This window comes from Streptomyces sp. NPDC032822 (assembly GCF_055578825.1).
Window position 1 is genome coordinate 39,984 of sequence record NZ_JBVIOL010000002.1, and the last position, 17,403, is coordinate 57,386.

At 72.0% G+C, this 17,403-nt stretch carries 12 protein-coding genes; 8 read left to right on the top strand and 4 right to left on the bottom strand.

Annotation, left to right across the window (positions count from 1 at the left end; genetic code table 11):
* Positions 1-77 precede the first annotated feature (77 nt).
* Together ACZ5VD_RS05850 and ACZ5VD_RS05855 are read left to right on the top strand one after the other, a co-directional pair.
* Positions 78-1,085, top strand: a complete 1,008-nt coding sequence (locus ACZ5VD_RS05850; protein WP_468681013.1) for a Ppx/GppA family phosphatase — start codon at positions 78-80, stop codon at positions 1,083-1,085.
* Between the two features lie 143 nt (positions 1,086-1,228).
* Entirely contained in the window at positions 1,229-1,606 is a 378-nt protein-coding gene (locus ACZ5VD_RS05855; protein WP_468554204.1) for an STAS domain-containing protein, read from the top strand.
* A 133-nt stretch (positions 1,607-1,739) separates the two neighbouring features.
* On the opposite strand, the gene ACZ5VD_RS05860 is transcribed toward ACZ5VD_RS05855, so the two are convergent.
* Entirely contained in the window at positions 1,740-2,171 is a 432-nt protein-coding gene (locus tag ACZ5VD_RS05860) for a protease inhibitor (protein ID WP_468554203.1), read from the bottom strand.
* Positions 2,172-2,504: 333 nt separating this feature from the next.
* Between ACZ5VD_RS05860 and ACZ5VD_RS05865 the strand changes: the two genes are divergently transcribed.
* The 3 genes from ACZ5VD_RS05865 (at position 2,505) to ACZ5VD_RS05875 (ending at position 6,099) form a co-directional block, all read left to right on the top strand.
* Entirely contained in the window at positions 2,505-3,056 is a 552-nt protein-coding gene (locus ACZ5VD_RS05865) for a hypothetical protein (RefSeq protein ID WP_468681016.1), read from the top strand.
* 202 nt (positions 3,057-3,258) lie between these two features.
* Positions 3,259-4,839 carry a purine-cytosine permease family protein gene (locus tag ACZ5VD_RS05870; RefSeq protein WP_468681017.1) on the top strand — a complete coding sequence of 527 codons (1,581 nt, stop codon included), beginning with the start codon at positions 3,259-3,261 and terminating at the stop codon, positions 4,837-4,839.
* A gap of 90 nt (positions 4,840-4,929) precedes the next feature.
* Entirely contained in the window at positions 4,930-6,099 is a 1,170-nt protein-coding gene (locus ACZ5VD_RS05875) for a lactate 2-monooxygenase (RefSeq protein WP_468681018.1), read from the top strand.
* Between the two features lie 21 nt (positions 6,100-6,120).
* Here the strand turns inward: ACZ5VD_RS05875 and ACZ5VD_RS05880 are convergent, their stop codons facing one another.
* Positions 6,121-7,746 carry an RICIN domain-containing protein gene (locus tag ACZ5VD_RS05880; protein ID WP_468681020.1) on the bottom strand — a complete coding sequence of 542 codons (1,626 nt, stop codon included), beginning with the start codon at positions 7,744-7,746 and terminating at the stop codon, positions 6,121-6,123.
* Positions 7,747-7,886: 140 nt separating this feature from the next.
* On the opposite strand from ACZ5VD_RS05880, the gene ACZ5VD_RS05885 reads away from it, so the two are divergent.
* On the top strand, positions 7,887-8,171 hold the full coding sequence (locus ACZ5VD_RS05885; protein WP_468681022.1) for a DUF1589 domain-containing protein: 285 nt from the start codon (positions 7,887-7,889) through the stop codon (positions 8,169-8,171).
* 123 nt (positions 8,172-8,294) lie between these two features.
* Here the strand turns inward: ACZ5VD_RS05885 and ACZ5VD_RS05890 are convergent, their stop codons facing one another.
* On the bottom strand, positions 8,295-10,538 hold the full coding sequence (locus ACZ5VD_RS05890) for a glycoside hydrolase family 9 protein (protein ID WP_468681023.1): 2,244 nt from the start codon (positions 10,536-10,538) through the stop codon (positions 8,295-8,297).
* Positions 10,539-10,685: 147 nt separating this feature from the next.
* Positions 10,686-13,787: a glycoside hydrolase family 2 TIM barrel-domain containing protein gene (locus ACZ5VD_RS05895; RefSeq protein ID WP_468681026.1), complete on the bottom strand. Its 3,102-nt coding sequence runs from the start codon at positions 13,785-13,787 to the stop codon at positions 10,686-10,688.
* Positions 13,788-14,052: 265 nt separating this feature from the next.
* Here ACZ5VD_RS05895 and ACZ5VD_RS05900 point away from each other — a divergent pair, with 265 nt between their 5' ends.
* Together ACZ5VD_RS05900 and ACZ5VD_RS05905 are read left to right on the top strand one after the other, a co-directional pair.
* On the top strand, positions 14,053-16,431 hold the full coding sequence (locus ACZ5VD_RS05900; protein ID WP_468554196.1) for a SpoIIE family protein phosphatase: 2,379 nt from the start codon (positions 14,053-14,055) through the stop codon (positions 16,429-16,431).
* 245 nt (positions 16,432-16,676) lie between these two features.
* On the top strand, positions 16,677-17,348 hold the full coding sequence (locus tag ACZ5VD_RS05905) for a DUF4232 domain-containing protein (protein ID WP_468681029.1): 672 nt from the start codon (positions 16,677-16,679) through the stop codon (positions 17,346-17,348).
* Positions 17,349-17,403 lie beyond the last annotated feature (55 nt).

A 17,403-nucleotide genomic window follows, 5' to 3' on the forward strand; every position in this document is an offset into this window, starting at 1 on the left:
GGCCCCTCTTCCCTGTCCGCGAGGTCGCGACGGGGCGTTCGGCGTTGGAAGATCGCCCGACCGGGTACTCACCGACCATGCGAATCAGCGTGGTTGACGTGGGATCCAACACGGTCAGACTGGTCGTCGCGGACGCGGAGGGCGGGGTGCCGCTGCCCGTCCACACCGCCAAGTGGCGCCTGAGACTGTCCGATCAGATGAAACCGGGCGACCCGGTGCCGCCGGAGGCGGTCGAGCAGCTCGTCGGGGCGGTGGCCCAGGCGGCCAGGACCGCGACCCGCTGGGGCGCGGAGAGCCCGCCGGCCTTCGCGACCGCCGTGGTGCGCAACGCCCCCAACCGCCAGGAGGTGTTGCACACCGTGCGGGACCGGACCGGCGTCGGGCTGTGCACCCTGCCGGGCGAGGTGGAGGCCGAGCTCACCTTCCTCGGGGCGCGGCGCTGGATGGGCTGGCGGTCGGGGCCGCTCGCCCTGCTGGACATCGGCGGCGGCTCGCTCGAAGTGGCCTTCGGCCGCGGCCGGTTGCCGGACTTCGTGGTCTCGCTGCCGCTCGGCGCGGGCCGGCTGACCCACGAGTTCTTCGAGGGCCAGGACCCGCCCTCGCCCGAACTGGTGCGGGAGCTGCGCCGCAAGGTCCGTCACCAGCTCCGGGACGCGGCGGCCCGGATCCGCTGGGAGGGCCCGCGCACCGCGGTCGCCACCTCGCGCACCTTCCAGCAACTGGGCCGTCTGTGCGGGGCACCGCCCGGGCGGCACGGCCCCTTCATGGAACGCCGGTTGCGGCGCACGGACCTGGGCGCGGCGGTCGAGCGGCTGGCCGTACTGCCCGCCGCCCGCCGCGCCCAGCTGCCCGGCATCTCCGCGCCCCGCGCGGCCCAGAGCCTGGCCGGTGCGGTGGTCGCCCACACCGCCATGAAGCTGACCGGCCTCAAGACCGTCACCCTCTGCCCGTGGGCGATCCGCGAGGGCGTGCTGCTGCGTCACATCGAGGACGGCCCGTCCTGGTGGGCGGAGATCATCCGCCGCAACGAGGAGAACGCGCCCCAGGACCCGGTACCTCTGCGCATCGCGTCGGCAACACACTGAAACCAACGGCACTCGTCAACTGAAACGACAGAAGTTCACCTTGTCGAGTGAACCAGATCTTGCGGAGGTCACAGCGGGGATGGTTTGCGTCGCGCCGGGGTAACTACCGAGATCCCATGTACCCCTGCCGAGGTGGAGCGGACATGTCGGACGGTGACGACCGCGCCTTACCACCCCCCGCGGCGAACCCGCATGCCCGCACCCGGGCCGACGGGTGCCGCACGGTGGTCGAGGCCCTGGGCGAGATCGATCTCGCGACGGCCGGTTTCCTGGCGGAGCATCTGGACGCGGCGACCGCGGATCCGGCGCCGGACGTCCTGGTGGACCTGCGGCGCGTCGGCTTCCTCGACTGCTCGGGGCTGCGGGTGCTGTGCCGCGCCGAGTCCCGGGCCCGGGCACGCGGCGGCCGACTGCGCCTGGTCAGCGATCTGCCACGCGTCCGCCGACTGCTGCGTGCCGCGGGCCTGTTGGGCCGCTTCCCCCTCCTGCCCGCGATTCCCGCGGCGAAGGACGAGGAGTGATCCGGGAGGCCGGCGGGCGGCCCCACTCCGCCCGCCGGCCCCGGTGCGGGATCACAGGTCTCCGCGTCAGGGCCAGGCACTCCCCACCTGCGGGCCCCGCGGGACATTCACGCAGACCTGCGATCCCGGTCCATCAGAACGTGAAGACGCTGTTGCCGTGGAAGCTCTTCACGCACTCGTTGGCGAAGGTCCGCTGGTAGGAGACGCGCTGGCCGCGCCAGACACCGTCCACGGTGACGACGACGGGGTCGTACTCCTTGGTGCACTGGACGTCGTCTCTCACCGCCAGCGCATCGAAGTCCCCGCCGACGGCGCGCAGTTCCGCGCAGGCCGAGAGGGCGGCCGGGTGACTTCCGGAGGCGGTCGGCGCGCAGGTCAGGGTGACCGCGCGTTCCGGGGTGACGGTGGCGGCGCTGTCGCCGTGGCCCATGGTGAGCACCAGGGCCGAGGGGGCGTAGAGCGCGGTCGGGGTGGCGTGTTCGGCGAGGGCGGTGCCTGCCAGGGGTCCGCAGACGGCGGTGGCCGTGAGACCCAGGGTCGCTGCCCAGCGCGCGGGGTTCCGCATTGTGTGCATCCTTCCGCTCGGTTCGACGAGATGTCGACGTGCCGCGATCCGACTCGGTCGGTGCCGGTGCGGCGAGCGCGAGTCTGCCGAGTCCGGCACCGAAACTCACATCGACCCCACTGATTTCGGTAACCTTGTGTATTGAATCAGTGGCGTGAAGTAACGGAATTCGAACGCGTCGATCCGGGAATCGCACGGGTCTTGATCGTCGGCACCGGCCCGATGGCCGGATTCCCCCCGTCATTTAATAGTCCTGAAACATTCCGCTTCAGCCGTGAGCGCACTCCCGCCCAGCCCCTTGCGCTGTCGGTCGGGCGGAGTAATCGTCATTACATGATTACTGCAGAGGAGCAGGAGAAGCTGCGCGGGTGGTTCACCGGGCGGGTGCCGGACGACCTCTTCGAGGGCCGGGTCGAGGTGACGGTCGACCGCGAGGAGATCACCGTGATCGGCCGCGTCCCCGAACCCCGTTCGGCCGAGGACGCCTCACCCGCCGAGCGGGAGGCTGCCGTACAGGGCCGGGTCCAGGAGTTCCGGGAGCGCACCCGGGAGACCCGGATCGCGGTGGCCCGCGAGGCCGAGCACCGGTTCCGCCGGAAGGTGTCCTGGGGTGTGGAGTGCGGCGGGGAGCGGGTCCTGTTCACGCATCTGGCGGCGCCCGTGATGACCCGGCTGCGCCAGCCCGAGCGGCAGGTCCTCGACACCCTGGTGGCCGGCGGTGTCGCCCGCAGCCGCAGCGATGCCCTCGCCTGGTGCGTGCGGCTGGTCCAGCGCCACACCGACGACTGGCTCGTGGAGCTGCGGGACTCCCTCGAACACGTCCAGCGGGTACGGGCCCAGGGGCCGGACACCGAGCCGGAGGAGCCCGCCGAGGGCAAGGAGTGACCAGCAGGTGGATGATTCGTCCTCGCACGCTTCAGAGGATGGATGAACCGTCCTCTGGTGCGGGTCCTTCGCGCGGCCTTACGGTCGGCAGACCCCTCGGAGGACGGCGTCCGTTCGCCCCGCACACCCCCGCGCCGGCGAGCGGCCGTCCCCGCCACCGCGCCACCACGCGCTCCGCAGCCGTCCCCTCGCTGGAGCCCCCTTGTCCCCGCAGCCCGACACCTCCCCCGCGCCGTCCCTGACGGAGGTCGAGACGCACGGCGTCGACCGCATCCCCGACGCGGACCGCGGCGCGAGCCCCCTCGACCTGTTCCGGCTCGCCTTCGGCGGCGCCAACACCTTCTCCACCTGCGTGCTCGGCGCCTTCCCGATCCTGTTCGGACTGTCCTTCTGGCAGGGCCTCGCGGCCACCCTCCTGGGTGTCGTCGTGGGTGCGCTGATCCTGTGCCCGATGGCGGTGTTCGGTCCGGTGAACGGCACCAACAACGCCGTCTCCTCGTCCGCGCACCTCGGTGTGCACGGCCGCGTGGTCGGCTCGTTCCTCTCGCTGCTCACCGCCGTCGCCTTCTTCTCCCTCTCGGTGTGGAGCTCCGGCGACGCCCTGGTGGGCGGCGCGCACCGGCTGTTCGGCCTGGAGCGCGACGCTGCGGCGTACGGCGTCGCGTACGCCCTCTTCGCCGCCCTGGTCCTCGCCGTGTGCGTGTACGGCTTCCGGTTCATGCTGTTCGTCAACAAGGTCGCGGTGGCCTCGGCGACCGTGCTGTTCCTGCTGGGCGCGGTCGCCTTCGCCGGTGACTTCGACCCGTCGTACGCGGGGGTGTTCACGGAGTCGGCGGACGCGGCGACCGACGCCCTGTTCTGGCCCTCGTTCATAGGCGCGGCCCTGATCGTGCTGTCCAATCCGGTGTCGTTCGGGGCGTTCCTCGGCGACTGGTCGCGCTACATCCCGGCGAGCACCCCGCTCCGGCGGGTGGTCGGGGCCGCGTTCCTGTCGCAGATCGCGACGCTGGTGCCGTTCGTCTTCGGGCTGGGGACCGCGAGCATCATCGCCGCCGAGGCGCCGGAGTACGTCGATCCTGCCGCCCCCGACTTCGTGGGCGGGCTGCTCGCGATCTCGCCGGGCTGGTTCTTCCTGCCGGTGTGTCTGCTGGCCCTGATCGGCGGCATGTCGACGGGCACGACCGCCCTGTACGGCACGGGCCTCGACTTCTCCTCGGTATTCCCGCGGCTGTCCCGGGTGCGGGCCACCGTGCTGGTCGGCGTGGTGTCCATCGCGTTCATCTTCGTCGGCCGGTTCGGGCTCAACCTCGTGCAGTCGATCTCGACCTTCGCGACGATGATCATCACCTGCACCACGCCGTGGATGGTCGTGATGATGCTCGGCTTCTGGGTCCGGCGCGGCTGGTACGACCCGGAGGCGTTGCAGGTCTTCAACCGCCGTCAGCGCGGCGGCCGTTACTGGTTCGCGCACGGTTGGAACTGGCGGGGCATGACCGCCTGGTGGGTGTCGGCGCTCCTCGGTGTGCTCTTCACCAACATCCCGGGGCAGTTCGTCGGCCCGTTCGGCGATCTGGCCAACGGCGTCGACATCAGCCTGCCGCTGTCGCTGGCCGTGTCCGCCGTGCTCTATCTGGCGATGCTGCGGCTGTTCCCCGAACCGCGGGCCGTCTACGGCCCCGAGGGCGCGCGGCTGGCCCGGACGGTCGACACCCCGGTGCCGCCGATCACCGGTCCCGGTGCGCCGACCGACCAGACGGCGCCGCCCGCCCCCTCGCGCGCCTGACCCCCCACCGCCTTCCCCGATGGGCTACCCGCGCATACTCGCCGGTATGGTCGGGGCCGACGCTGCTCGACGAGGAGAGGCGGGGCCGCCATGGGCAAGCACTGGGCGGATTTCCAGTACGAGATCTATCTGAACGGGATCTCGGGCGCCGTACCGCGGCTGCCCACCGATCTGACCCGGCTGGAGGAGCTGACCGAGCGTCGGCTCGGACCCGGTCCGGTCGGCTATGTGGCGGGCAGCGCGGGTGACGGCAGCACCGCCCGCGCCAACCGGGCCGCCCTGGAGCGCCGCCGGATCGTGCCGCGCATGCTGCGGGACGTGCACGAACGGGACCTGTCCGTCGAGGTGCTGGGACGCGCCCTGCCCGCGCCGCTGGCCCTGGCCCCGGTCGGGGTGCTGTCGATCATGCACCCGGACGCGGAGCCGGCCGCCGCGCGGGCCGCCGCGGCGCAGGGCGTGCCGTACATCCTGTCGTCGGCGTCGAGCACGCCGATGGAACAGGTCGCCGAGGCGATGGGCGACGCCGAACGCTGGTTCCAGCTGTACTGGCCGAAGGACCCCGAGGTGGCCCGGAGCTTCCTCGACCGGGCGAAGGCGGCCGGGTTCACCGCGCTGGTCGTCACCCTCGACACCCCACTCCTGGCCTGGCGGCCCCGGGACCTCGACCGGGCCTATCTGCCGTTCCTGCACGGAGTGGGCACCGCCAACTACTTCTCCGACCCGGCGTTCCTGGCAGGTCTGGCCAAGCCGGTGCACGAGGACCCGAACGCGGCCGTGATGCACTTCGTGGGGATGTTCGCCGACCCCGGCAAGACCTGGCCGGACCTGGCGTTCCTGCGGGAGCACTGGGAGGGACCGATCGTCCTCAAGGGCGTCCTGCACCCGGACGACGCCCGGCTCGCCGCCGACGCGGGGATGGACGGCGTGGTGGTGTCCAACCACGGCGGCCGGCAGGTGGCCGGCTCGGTCGCGGCGGCCGACGCGCTGCCGCGGGTGGCGGAGGCGGTCGGCGACCGCCTGACCGTCCTGTTCGACAGCGGCGTCCGCACCGGGGACGACGTCTTCAAGGCGCTCGCGCTGGGCGCCGAGGCGGTGCTGCTGGGACGGCCCTACGTCTACGGCCTCGGCCTCGACGGCCAGGCCGGCGTCGAGCACGTGATCCTTTGCCTGCTCGCCGAGTTGGACCTCACCCTGGCCCTGACCGGGCACGCCACCCCGGCCGCGGTCGGCCCCACCGACCTGCTGGAGGGGCCTTCCTGAGAGCCGGGGAGGCGGTCCCGGCTAGGGCCGGCCGGGGGCTTTGGCAGGCCGGGCGACGAGGGTGTCGGTGCCGGTGATCGACAGGGAGCCGGGGGTGGCCGTCGAGACGGGGCCGGTCAGCCAGGACTGCTCGGTGGAGCCGTCCCGCACCTTGACGACGATGTCGGCACCGGGATCAGCGGTGGTGGAGGTCAGGGCGAGCCGGTCGTCCCAGCGCGGCAGCAACTCGCCCTGCACGGTGAGGTCGTAGCGCACGTCGTCGGCCCGCTTCGCCTCCTCGCCGGCACACGCGCCGAGGATGACCACGCCGGCGTCGGCGTGCGAGTCCAGGCAGAGATCGGGGTCGGCCGCACTGCGCAGCAGCCCGTCCTCCTCGTAGGACCACTGCTGGGTCGGAACCGACGAGCACGCGGCCAGTGCGGTCCCGGCACCGGCCTTCGGGTCGCCCTTGATGTCGACGCACAGGTCGGCGGCGACGTTGCGCAGCCGGGTGCGCCCGGGCACGTTGGGCAGCTGGGCGGTGCCGGAGGACGCCGTCGGCGGAGCCTGCGAGCCGGCTCCCGGTGCCACGCCGACGCCACCGGTCGCGCTGGTGGAGGCGGCCGGGTCGACCCCGTCGTCGTCCGACCAGAGACTGGCCACGAGCACGGTCGCGAGCAGTCCGGCCGAGGCCAGGCCCACGCCCGTGAGGAGGGTCCGCGAGGAGCGCAGACCGCCGCCCGGGGGCCGGCGCAGGGGCGAGGGGATACCGGGCAGCAGGCGCCTGCGTCCGCCGCCGTGCCGGGAGGAGCCACGGGTGCGGGACATCGGTGCCGTCTCGCCCTGCCGGGCCTCCAGATAGCGCCGGCCGCCCCAGCCGAGCACCGCCTCGGCGAGCAGCACACCCAGCCCGCCTTCGAAATGGCTCAGTTGCTCGGCGGCGCTGCGGCAGTGCCGGCACTCCCCCAGATGCTGCTGGACATCCGGCAGCAGGGATCCGCCGCGGCGAATCGGAACGTCGAGGAGCCGGTTGTAGAAACGGCAGTCCGTGGTCGGCGCGAGATCCCGATGGGCATGTACACAACCCTCGCGGAGTTTCTCCCGGGCCTGTTCCAGCGCCATCGACGCGGTGTCGGTGTCCATGCCGAGGAGAGCGGCGGGAACGGCAATGTTTTCGCCCTCCACCTCGACATGCCACAGCAAACACCGGGAGTGTCCGGGAAGCGCGTGGAATGAACGCTCCGCCAGCTTTCGGGTTTCGGGGGTCAGCGACTTGGCCGCGCGCATACCGCGACCTCCGGCCGGTTTCCCCAACTCCGGCAGTACTGCGGATATGCGGTCCTCGGCCGCCCATTGCCTGACCGTGTCCCGTACGGTCACGAGTAACCGCGGACGCAGAGCGACGGCCTGCTCGCCGAGGGTCAACCGGTCGAGGACCTGGTGGAACGCGGCGGCGCTGACCATCGCGGCCGTCTCCTCCGTGGAGGCCAGGCAGATCACCGCGTAGGTGTGGGCGGGCTGCCAGTGTCGCGCCATCAGCAGCGCGACGGACTTGCTCACCTCGACGTCCGGGCTGCCCCTGAGCGCGGCGCCGAGACTCTCGTCGGACTCCTCGGGAACCCCGCCGGGCGGCGGGAAAGGAGGACGAGGGGGGTGGGGGGTGGGCACTGAGCGGATTCCTTCCCACGCACATGAGACACAGAAGTTCTGATCGCCGGAAAGGAGCCGGGGTCGGCACTCGACCTTTCGGGCGCGGGCGCGGGGGACGCGAAATTGTCCAGGCCTGTCCGCCTTAGCCCCCACACCAGTTGTTCACCCTTGCACAACTTCCTCACGAGCAACAAGGCGCCCGGGAAACATCCACATCCTGGAGATCCAGGTATGCCCGGCGAGGGCGGGCGGCTTCTTCTTCCCGGTGTTCGCCGACGCTCGCGCTGATCGCTGCGGTGGCGTCGGTCAGCCCCGTCTCCGGCGTACGGCCCGTTCCCCGCGGACCTGGTCTCCACGGGGGCCCGGTCCGACCGGTACCCGGGCTTCGCGGAGGAACCGGTCCGGATAGTGCCGGGGTGGTGGGGGGAGATCAACCGGCATGATCAAGCGGCTGCCGCACGGCGCGTACGCCGAGGTGCGGCAGCCGCCCGATCAGGCCCGGCTCCACGCCCCGACCGTCGATGAGCGGCCGGGGGCTCGTGGAGCGTGGGTGTCGGTTCTGGTCCTCAGCCCTGGTCCGCCACGAAGGACGCCATCCGGGTCAGGGCCGAGTTCCAGTTGATGGTGTGCTCGTTCGTCGACCAGGACTGGATGTCGTCGATGTAGCAGAACTGGCCGACGCAGCCCTGGAGTTTGCTCTGTGCGTAGGGGTCCTGGATGGACGAGTTCGGACCGCCCGCCAGGGTTCCGTCGGGCGGGGCCGGCTGGGTGGGGTCGAGCTGGCGGGCATACCAACGGCTGTGCTGGTTGTGGGAGTTGACCTCGCCGTAGCCCGTCACGTAGGACATGTTCAGCGCGTTGCGGCCGAGGAGGTAGTCCATGCTCTGGACGGCCCCGTCACGGTACTTGGAGCCACCGCCGATGTCGTAGGCGGTGGCGATGACGACCGCGTTGTGCAGGATCTGGTGGTTGGAACCCCAGTCGTAGAGGTTGCCGTCGGGGGCGTAGGGCATGCCGTACGCCTGTGACTTCAGGGTGGTGAGGTAGACGTCCGCGCCCTTGGTCACCGACCGGCGCACCTTGTCCCGGCCGGGGAGTTTGCTCGGCACGGTCGCGAGGTCGAGGCGGGCCGCCGCGGCCGTCCTGGCCCAGTCGTAGCCGACAGGGCCGAAGATGTCGGCCGTATGGAGGGGCGAGGCGAGGACGTGGTCCGCGAACGCCTTCTTCCCCGTGGTCAGATACAGCTCGGCCGCCGCCCAGTAGAACTCGTCCGTCGCGTCGGAGTCGGAGTAGGCTCCGCCGCCGATGCCGTCGTTCGGGTCGGCGTACATCGCCGGGTGGGCGAGGGCCGCGGTCCAGGCCTTGCGCGCGGCGGCGAGTGCCTTCGCCGCGAACTCCCGGTCGTAGGGCCGGTACAGGCGGGCCGCCTGCGCGGCCGTCGCGGCCAGGTTGAGGGTCGCCTGGGTACTCACGGGGTGCAGTTCGCGCTTCTGCGGATCGTCACTGGGCAGCAGCGGCAGGCCGGTCCACTGTTCGTCGTGCATCTTGTGGTGGGCCATACCGGCGAGCGGCTGTCCGTCGGGCACCTGCATCTTCAGCAGGAAGTCCAGCTCCCAGCGGACCTCGTCGAGGATGTCCGGCACCTTGTTCCCGCTCTCCGGGATGGCGAGCGTGCCGTCTCCCAGTGCGGCCGGCTGCCCGGTGCGGGCGTGCAGCGCGCGTTCGTACGTGCTCAGCAGCTCCCAGGTGGAGATGCCGCCGTTGACGACGTACTTGCCGTGGTCGCCGGCGTCGTACCAGCCGCCGGTGACGTCGAGCGTGTAGTCGCAGACACCCGGTTGGCAGGGCACGTTCGAGTCGCCCTGGTTGGGCGCCACGTCGACATGTCCGGCGGGGCGGGCGTAGCCCGGGCGCAGATCGTCGCGGATCGCGATGCCGCTGCGCTGTGTGTAGTAGTACTTCGCGGCGTCCAGGCGCAGCTTCTCGTAGGCGCCCGTCCCGATGTCGAAGGGCCGGCTGGTCTCGCCGTCCACGACCAGGGTGAGGCCGGTGCTCCGCTTCTTGTAGGCGCCGAAGTCGATCGAGTGGACGTTCTGTCCGGAGGAGGCGTCGGTGCCGCGCGGCACGGTCCAGCCGCGCGCGAGCACCGCACCGCCGGAGTTCCTGAGCTGCCAGGGCAGCTTCGCGGTCGCGTCCGTGACCAACGTGGCGTTCTTGGGACCGGAGGGCAGGTAGGCGACCTGGTTGACGCGTACCCGGGGCCCGGTGTCGGGCTCGTACACCTCGGGCGGTACCCCGCCCAGCAGTGACACGTCGTCCATGCAGAAGCGGAACGGGTCGGCGTCGCCGCCGAGTTGGAAGCCGACCTGACCCTGGGCGGTGTCGACGGGCGAGGTGAACGTGTAGGAGTACCTGTTCCCGGAGACGCTCAGCTGCGGGCTCACCTCGAAGTACGTGTCGTACGGGGAGACCGACAGGCCGACGATCGCGCGCACGACGTGTGCGTCGGGTGTGCCGTTCGCGCTGAAGGAGAAGCGGTACGACTCCCCCTTGACCAGGGTGATGTCGTTCTGGCCGACGGCGGCGTCCCAGCGGTTGGCGGTGCCGCCCGGCACGTCCGCGCAGAGCTGTCCGTCGGACAGGCCCGCGGTGACGTTGCTGGTGGTCCACCAGGGGGCGGTGGTGGTGTCGAAGGCGCCGTTCTTGATCTGTTCGACCTCGTCGGCGGCGGCGCCAGGGGCGGGGAGACCCACCAGTGCCGCACCGATCAGGGCCGTCAGGGAGAGCAGGGCGGTTCTACGTCGTTTCACGTCTGGGCTCCTCGGAGGAGGTGCGGGGTGACGCTCACTGATGGGAGCGCTCCCAGATGCGGACGCAGGCCATGCTTGTTGGAGGCATGACACCGAGTCAACGGTCCGGACGGGACTGGTTTCCCGTCCAGGCCGTGCGACGGTGACTCAGCCGGCCGGCACCTCCAGCCTGCTGATGCGCACCGCGCCCCGGACCTCGCCCGGGTGGGCGCTGGTCAGGGTGAGGCGCAGCCGGGAGCCGCGGATCGCGTCGAAGGTGATGACCGTGGGGTCGTCGGAGGCCTCGGCCCAGTCGACGACCGCACCCGTGACCGGCACATACCGGTCTCCGTCCCACACCTCGGCCGCGACGGAGGCGGGCAGGCTGTGGGCCGCGCCCAGGGTGAAGGAGACCTCCGCGCGGTCGAGGGTCCGGGCCCGTCCGAAGTCCAGACTGACCCAGTCCTCGGCCCTGGCTCCGCCGAACGCGGGGAGCAGGGCGGTGGCCGCCTTGGTGAAGGCGTTGGACCAGCCGGTGGCCGGGTCGCCGTCGAGCATCGCGGCGGGGAGGGTGTCGGGGCGGCCGGAGTAACCGGCGTCCGCCCGGGGGTGGTCGGCAGGTGCGGGCGGGTCGGGAGTGAAGGCGGGCGCCGGCGTGGTGGCGGCCGACCGGGCGCGCGTGGTGCGCAGGGTCACGGTGTCCGACCGCAGGCCGTGCACGCGCGCGGTGACCTTCAGGGACCCGGGCCCGGTGCCCGCCCGGACGATCGCGAGCGCCTTGCCGTGGAAGGCGGTCCGGGTGCTCGCCTGATAGCGCTCGGCGCTCTCCTCGCGGCCGTTGTCGAGGCCCGCGAGGGAGCCGCCCTGCACGCCGAAGGAGATCAGGTGCTCGGCGCCGGGCACGAGCACGCCGCGGGCGTCCACGATGTCCGCGGTGACGAAGGCGAGCGAACGGCCGTCCCCGGCCAGGGACGTGCGATCGGCGGTGAGCCGTACGGCGCGCGGTGCGCCCGCCGTACGCAGGACGTCGGTGGCGACCACCCTGCCGTTCCGGCGGGCGACCGCCTTCAACTCCCCGGGCGCGTACGGCACTTTCCAGGTGAGGTGGAGTTTGCCCACGCTGCCGTTCGGGCTGGTGTAGCTGCCGGGGTAGGGGCCGTCGGTGAAGGTCTTGTCGTCGCCGGTGGCCTCGGTGGTCTCCAGGTACTCCCGGCCGTCCACCGTCGTCTTCGTGTCGAAGGTCCGGGTGCCCAGGGACTTTCCGTTGAGGAGGAGTTCGACGGTGGCGACATTGGAGTACGCCCACACCTCGACCGTGTCGCCCCGCTCGTGGTTCCAGGTCATCGGCAGCAGATGGACCATGGGCGCGCTGGTCCACTGGCTCCTGAACAGGTGGTACATGTCCTTGGGGAAGCCGGCCGTGTCGACCGCGCCGAAGAAGGACGCCTTCACCGGGAAGACGTCGTAGGGCGTGGGCTCGCCGATGTAGTCGATGCCCGACCACAGGAACTCGCCGGTGAACCACTTCCGGTCGCGGTCCTTCTTGTGGCCGTACTCGCCGCTCATGGTCCAGGAGGCGAGGTTGTTGTCGTACGAGGAGGTGTCCCGTCTGCCGGGCGTGTGGTTCTCGCCCGTGTTGAGGCGTTCGGGTTCCTGGTAGGCGCCTCGGGTGGAGGTCTCGGAGGAGGACTCCGACTCGAAGAGGAACAGGTGCGGGTAGCGGGCGTGCAGGGCGTCCACCGACTTGGCGGTGTTGTAGTTGAGGCCGAGGCCGTCGAGCTTGGCGAGGATCAGGTCGCCCGGGGAGCCTGCGGCGGGCACGGTGCGGTGCCGGTGGGAGCCGATCACCACCGGGCGGGTGGCGTCGGACGCCTTGACCGCGGCGATCAGCCGGTCCGCCATGGCGAGGCCGGAGGTGGAGGTGAACTCCGAGACCTCGTTGCCGATCGACCACATGATGACGGCGGGCGAGTTGCGGGCGGCCCGCACCATCTCGGTGACGTCCCGGTCGGCCCACTCGTCGAAGAACCGGCCGTAGTCGTAGCGCGTCTTGGGGCTTCTCCAGCAGTCGAAGGCCTCCACCATCATCACGATGCCGAGTTCCTCGCAGACCTCGATCATCTCCGGGGAGGGCGGGTTGTGGGAGGTGCGGAAGGCGTTGACGCCCATCGACTTCATGAGGGTCATCTGCCGGCGGATCGCGTCGATGTGGACGGCCGCGCCGAGCGCGCCCAGGTCGTGGTGCAGGTCGACGCCCTTGAGCTTGGCGTAGCGGCCGTTGAGGTGGAAGCCCTCGTCGGGGTCGAGGCGGTAGGTGCGGATGCCGAAGGGGGTGCGGTAGGTGTCGACGGTCTTGCCGCCGACGCGGAGTTCGGTCTCCAAGGTGTAGCGGTGAGGGGCGGCGAAGTCCCACAACTTGGGCCGGTCGACGGTGAGTTCGTGGGTCTCGGTGGTCTCGGTGCCGACGGTGACGGTGGTGGCGGCGCGGGCCACCGTACGGCCGCCGGGGTCCTTGATCCGGGAGCGGATCTCGACCTCGGCCGCGGTGCCGGTCTCGTTCACCACGGCGGTCCGCACCCGGACCAGTGCCCGCTTCGCCGTGATGTCCGGCGTGGTGACCTGGGTGCCCCAGCGGGCCACGTGCACCGGGTCGGTGACCACCAGGCGGGCCTCGCGGTAGATGCCGCTGCCCGAGTACCAGCGGCTGCTGGGGAGGCGGTTCTGCACCTTGACCGCGAGCACGTTCTCGGTGGTGCCGTCGGTGTGCAGCAGGTCGGTGAGGTCGAAGGCGAAACCGGTGTAGCCGTAGGGGTGGCGGCCCACCTCCGTGCCGTTGCAGTGGACCGAGGAGTCCATGTAGACACCGTCGAACTCCACCGATATCCGCTTGCCGGCCAGGGCGGAGGGCAGCGTGAAGGCCAGGCGGTACCAGCCGAGGCCGCCCGGGAAGAACCCGGTGCCGCTGGTGGTGCCGTGCTCGGTGGTCGGGGTCTGTTCGATGCTCCAGTCGTGCGGCACCGCGACCTCACGCCACCCGGAGTCGTCGTGGCCGGGGGCCGCGGCGTCCGCGTACGCACCGGTCGGGTCGGTGATCCCGCCCGGGTCGACCAGCGCGAAGCGCCAGCCGTCGCGCAACGCGACCGTGCTGCGGCCGGCGGCGACCCCGGCAGTCTCGGCGGTGTCGGCGGCCCACGCCGCAGGGGACAGGACCGTCCCGGCCGCCGGGGCTGCCGCGGAGGCGAAAAGTAGCGATCTACGAGTGACCGTCAAGGCGGCTCTCCCTCATCAGGGCCCAGAAGTACTCATAATTGATCGTGAACAAACAGATTCTGACGCTGTGCCACACGGGCCCGTCAAGGGTGCGGTGAGCCGCTTCCGACCCAGGAGTCACAACGGCCGGATCTCCCCCTTGACCACGGGTCGGGGACGGTCCCGGCCGCACCGCGGTTCCCGTCCGCGAGAGCGCGTGACGCACTAGGCTGGGACCGATGTGACGCGCCTGTTCACTGTGAGTGTCCGCGATGGAGTGGCGACGATGAGCCCGGTGTATCCGTTCGACGATGCCGCGACCGCGCGGGCCGTCATCGACGGCAAGGGCACGGTCGTCGAGTGGAACGAGGGCGCCCGACTGCTCCTGGACCGCCCGGCCCAGGAGGTCGTGGGCCGCCCCGCCACGGAACTGCTGGCCGATCCCGGTGCGTTCCGGCTGCCGGAGACCGCCCGCTGGGACGGCACCCTCACCCTGCGTCATCGCGACGGCTCGGCCGTCTCCGTGTGGCTGCTCGCCCACCGCAGACCCGCCGGCACCGGCCCCGGCGACTGGCTCGTGGTCACTCCGCTGACCGGCGACGGCCCGCTCGCGCCGGACGAGGCGCTGGACCGCGCCGAGCTCATCCAGTCCCCCTGCGCCGTCGCCGTCTACGACGAACGGCTGCGGCTGCGCCGGATGAACACCGCCATGGCCGAGGTGCTCGGGCTGCCCGAGGAACGGGTGCGGGGGCTCAGGGCGGCCGAGATGAGCGGCAGACCCCAGAGCGAGGAGATCGAGCAGCATCTGTACCGGGTGCTGGCCACCGGCCGGGGCCACGACGTGCGGACGTACGTGCCGATCGGCGGCGACGGCCGGATGAACGCCTGGCTGGCCCGCATGGCGCCGATCACCGACGCCAAGGGGCGGGTGCGGGGCGTGTGCGTCGCCGCCCACGACTTCACCGACCAGTACCTCGCCCGCGAGCGGCTCCAGCTGGTCAACGAGGCCAGTGTGCGGATCGGCACCACCCTCGACGTCACCCGAACGGCGCAGGAGCTGGCCGACGTCTTCGTCCCCGCCCTCGCCGACTTCGTCAGCGTCGACCTGCTGGACCCGCCGGAGGCCGGCGGCGAGCCCTCCGCCGCCCGGCTCACCGCCCCGATCAGTCTGCGCCGCGCGGCGCACCAGTCCGTGAACCCGGGCAGCCCCGAGGCCGTGGCCAAGCCGGGCCAGCTCGACGTCTATCCCGAGCCCTCACCGCAGGCCGACTCCCTCGTGGTGGGCCACACCATCGTGGCGTCCACCCAGACCCGCGACCTCGCCGAGTGGCTCGCCTGGGACCCGGCGCGCAGGGACCGCGTCAAGGAGTACGGCATCCACTCCACGATGTCCGTGCCGATCCAGGCCCGCGGCCAGACCCTCGGGGTGGCCGTCCTGACCCGGTTCCGCCGGCCCGACCCGTTCACCCCGGACGACGTGCTGCTCGCCGAGGAGGTCACGGCCCGGGCGGCCGTCTGCATCGACAACGCCCGCCGCTACTCCCGCGAGCGCGAGACCGCCCTTGCCCTGCAGCGCAGTCTGCTGCCCCGCTCGCTGCCCCGCACCCCCGCCGTGGAGGCGGCCTCCCGCTATCTTCCGGCGGCCCGCGCCGGGGTGGGCGGCGACTGGTTCGACGTGATCCCGCTGTCCGGGATGCGGGTGGCGATGGTCGTGGGGGACGTCGTGGGCCACGGCATCCAGGCCTCCGCCACCATGGGCCGGCTGCGCACCGCGGTGCGCACCCTCGCCGACATCGACCTGGCCCCGGACGAGCTGCTGACCCACCTGGACGACCTCGTCGTCCGGCTGTCCGCGGAGGCCGGCGGCGAGGGCAACCCCGGCGAGGTCGGCGCGACCTGTCTCTACGCGGTGTACGACCCGGTGTCGCGGCGCTGCACGCTGGCCCGCGCCGGACATCCCGCGCCCGTGATGCTCCCGCCGGACGGCGAGCCCCGGGAGGTCGACCTGCCGCCGGGGCCGCCGCTCGGCCTGGGCGGGCTGCCGTTCGAGGTCGCCGAACTGGAGCTGCCCGAGGGCACGGTGCTGGCCCTGTACACCGACGGGCTGATCGAGACCCGGGAGCGGGACGTGGACGCGAGCCACGCACTGCTCCGCGAGGCCCTGGCCGTACCCGCCGGCTCGCTGGAGGAGACCTGCGACCGCGTCCTGCACGGGCTGCTGCCGCCGGGCGGCGCACTGGACGACGTGGCGCTGCTGGTGGCCCGCACCCTGGGACTGCCCGCGTCCCAGGTCGCCACCTGGGACATCCCGGCCGATCCGGCGCTGGTCGCCCCGATCCGCAAGCAGGTCGTCGCCCAGCTGGACCGCTGGGAGCTGAGCGACGCCTCGTTCACGGCCGAACTGGTGGTCAGCGAACTCGTCACCAACGCCATCCGGTACGGCGCGCGCCCCATCCGGCTCCGGCTGATCCATGACGCGACCACGCTGATCTGCGAGGTGTCCGACACCAGCCACACCGCGCCGCACCTGCGCCGGGCCAAGACCTGGGACGAGGGCGGACGCGGTCTGCTGCTGGTCGCCCAGCTCACCCAGCGCTGGGGCAGCCGGCACACCGCCGACGGCAAGACGATCTGGTCGGAGATCAGCCTCGTCGACGAGGAGTGAGCACGCCTCCCTTCACGGCCCGGGTGAGGCCTCGCTCAGCCGTGACGTGAACGTGCCGAGCGGGACACCACAACGCCACACGCCCGGCGCCCGGCGTGTCCCGGATCGCGTACGGCTCGGCGGCCGACGTGATTCCCTGAAGTGACGCGCGAACCGTCCGGCCCCCGGCCCCATGGGATCTCGACGCCGGGCACCGCACGCACGTACGGCACGTGTGCGAGGAGACGCCGGGAGTGTGGACAGACATGGCGAAGACGTCCCAGGGCGTGCCGCGGGCGGCCCTGCTCGTGAGCGCGGTCGCGGTCCTCGGCCTGCTGACCGCCTGCGGCGGCGGTGACGGCACGGCGGGCGCTCCGCGCGAGGTCGTCGGCACGACCGCACCGGCCACCGGGAGCCGGACGGCCGACCCGGTGAGCCCGACGCCGAGTCCGGCGCCGAGCGGGGCGCCGGTCCCACCCGGCGCCTCGCCCACGGCGAAGGACTCGCCCACGTCCGTGAGCACCCGCTGCCACACCTCCGAGCTGCGGGCCTCCGTCGGGCGCGACGATCCGGGAGCCGGGCAGCGGAACTTCCCGATCGTCCTGACCAACGACTCCGGCCGTACCTGCACCGTGCGCGGCTACCCGGGCGCCGCCTTCCTCGACGCGTCCGGCAGGCAGCTGGGGCCGGATCCGAGGCGTACCGCCGACACCCCGGCGACCGTCACCCTGGCACCGGGCGAGAGCGCCTGGGCCGGGCTGACATACTCCGACCCGCAGGTCAGCGAGGCGCGGGCGGCGACTCCGGCGTCGCTGCTGGTGACCCCGCCGGACGAGCGGGCCCCGCTGAAGGTGTCATGGGCGGGCGGCCGGGTACCTGTGTCCGGCAACGCGTCCTCGGTGTTCCTGACGGTCTTCTCGGCCGGTACCGCCCCCTGATCCGACGCCGGGACCGCACGTCGGCGGAGCCGGGGTCCTCGGGAGTCTCTTACCG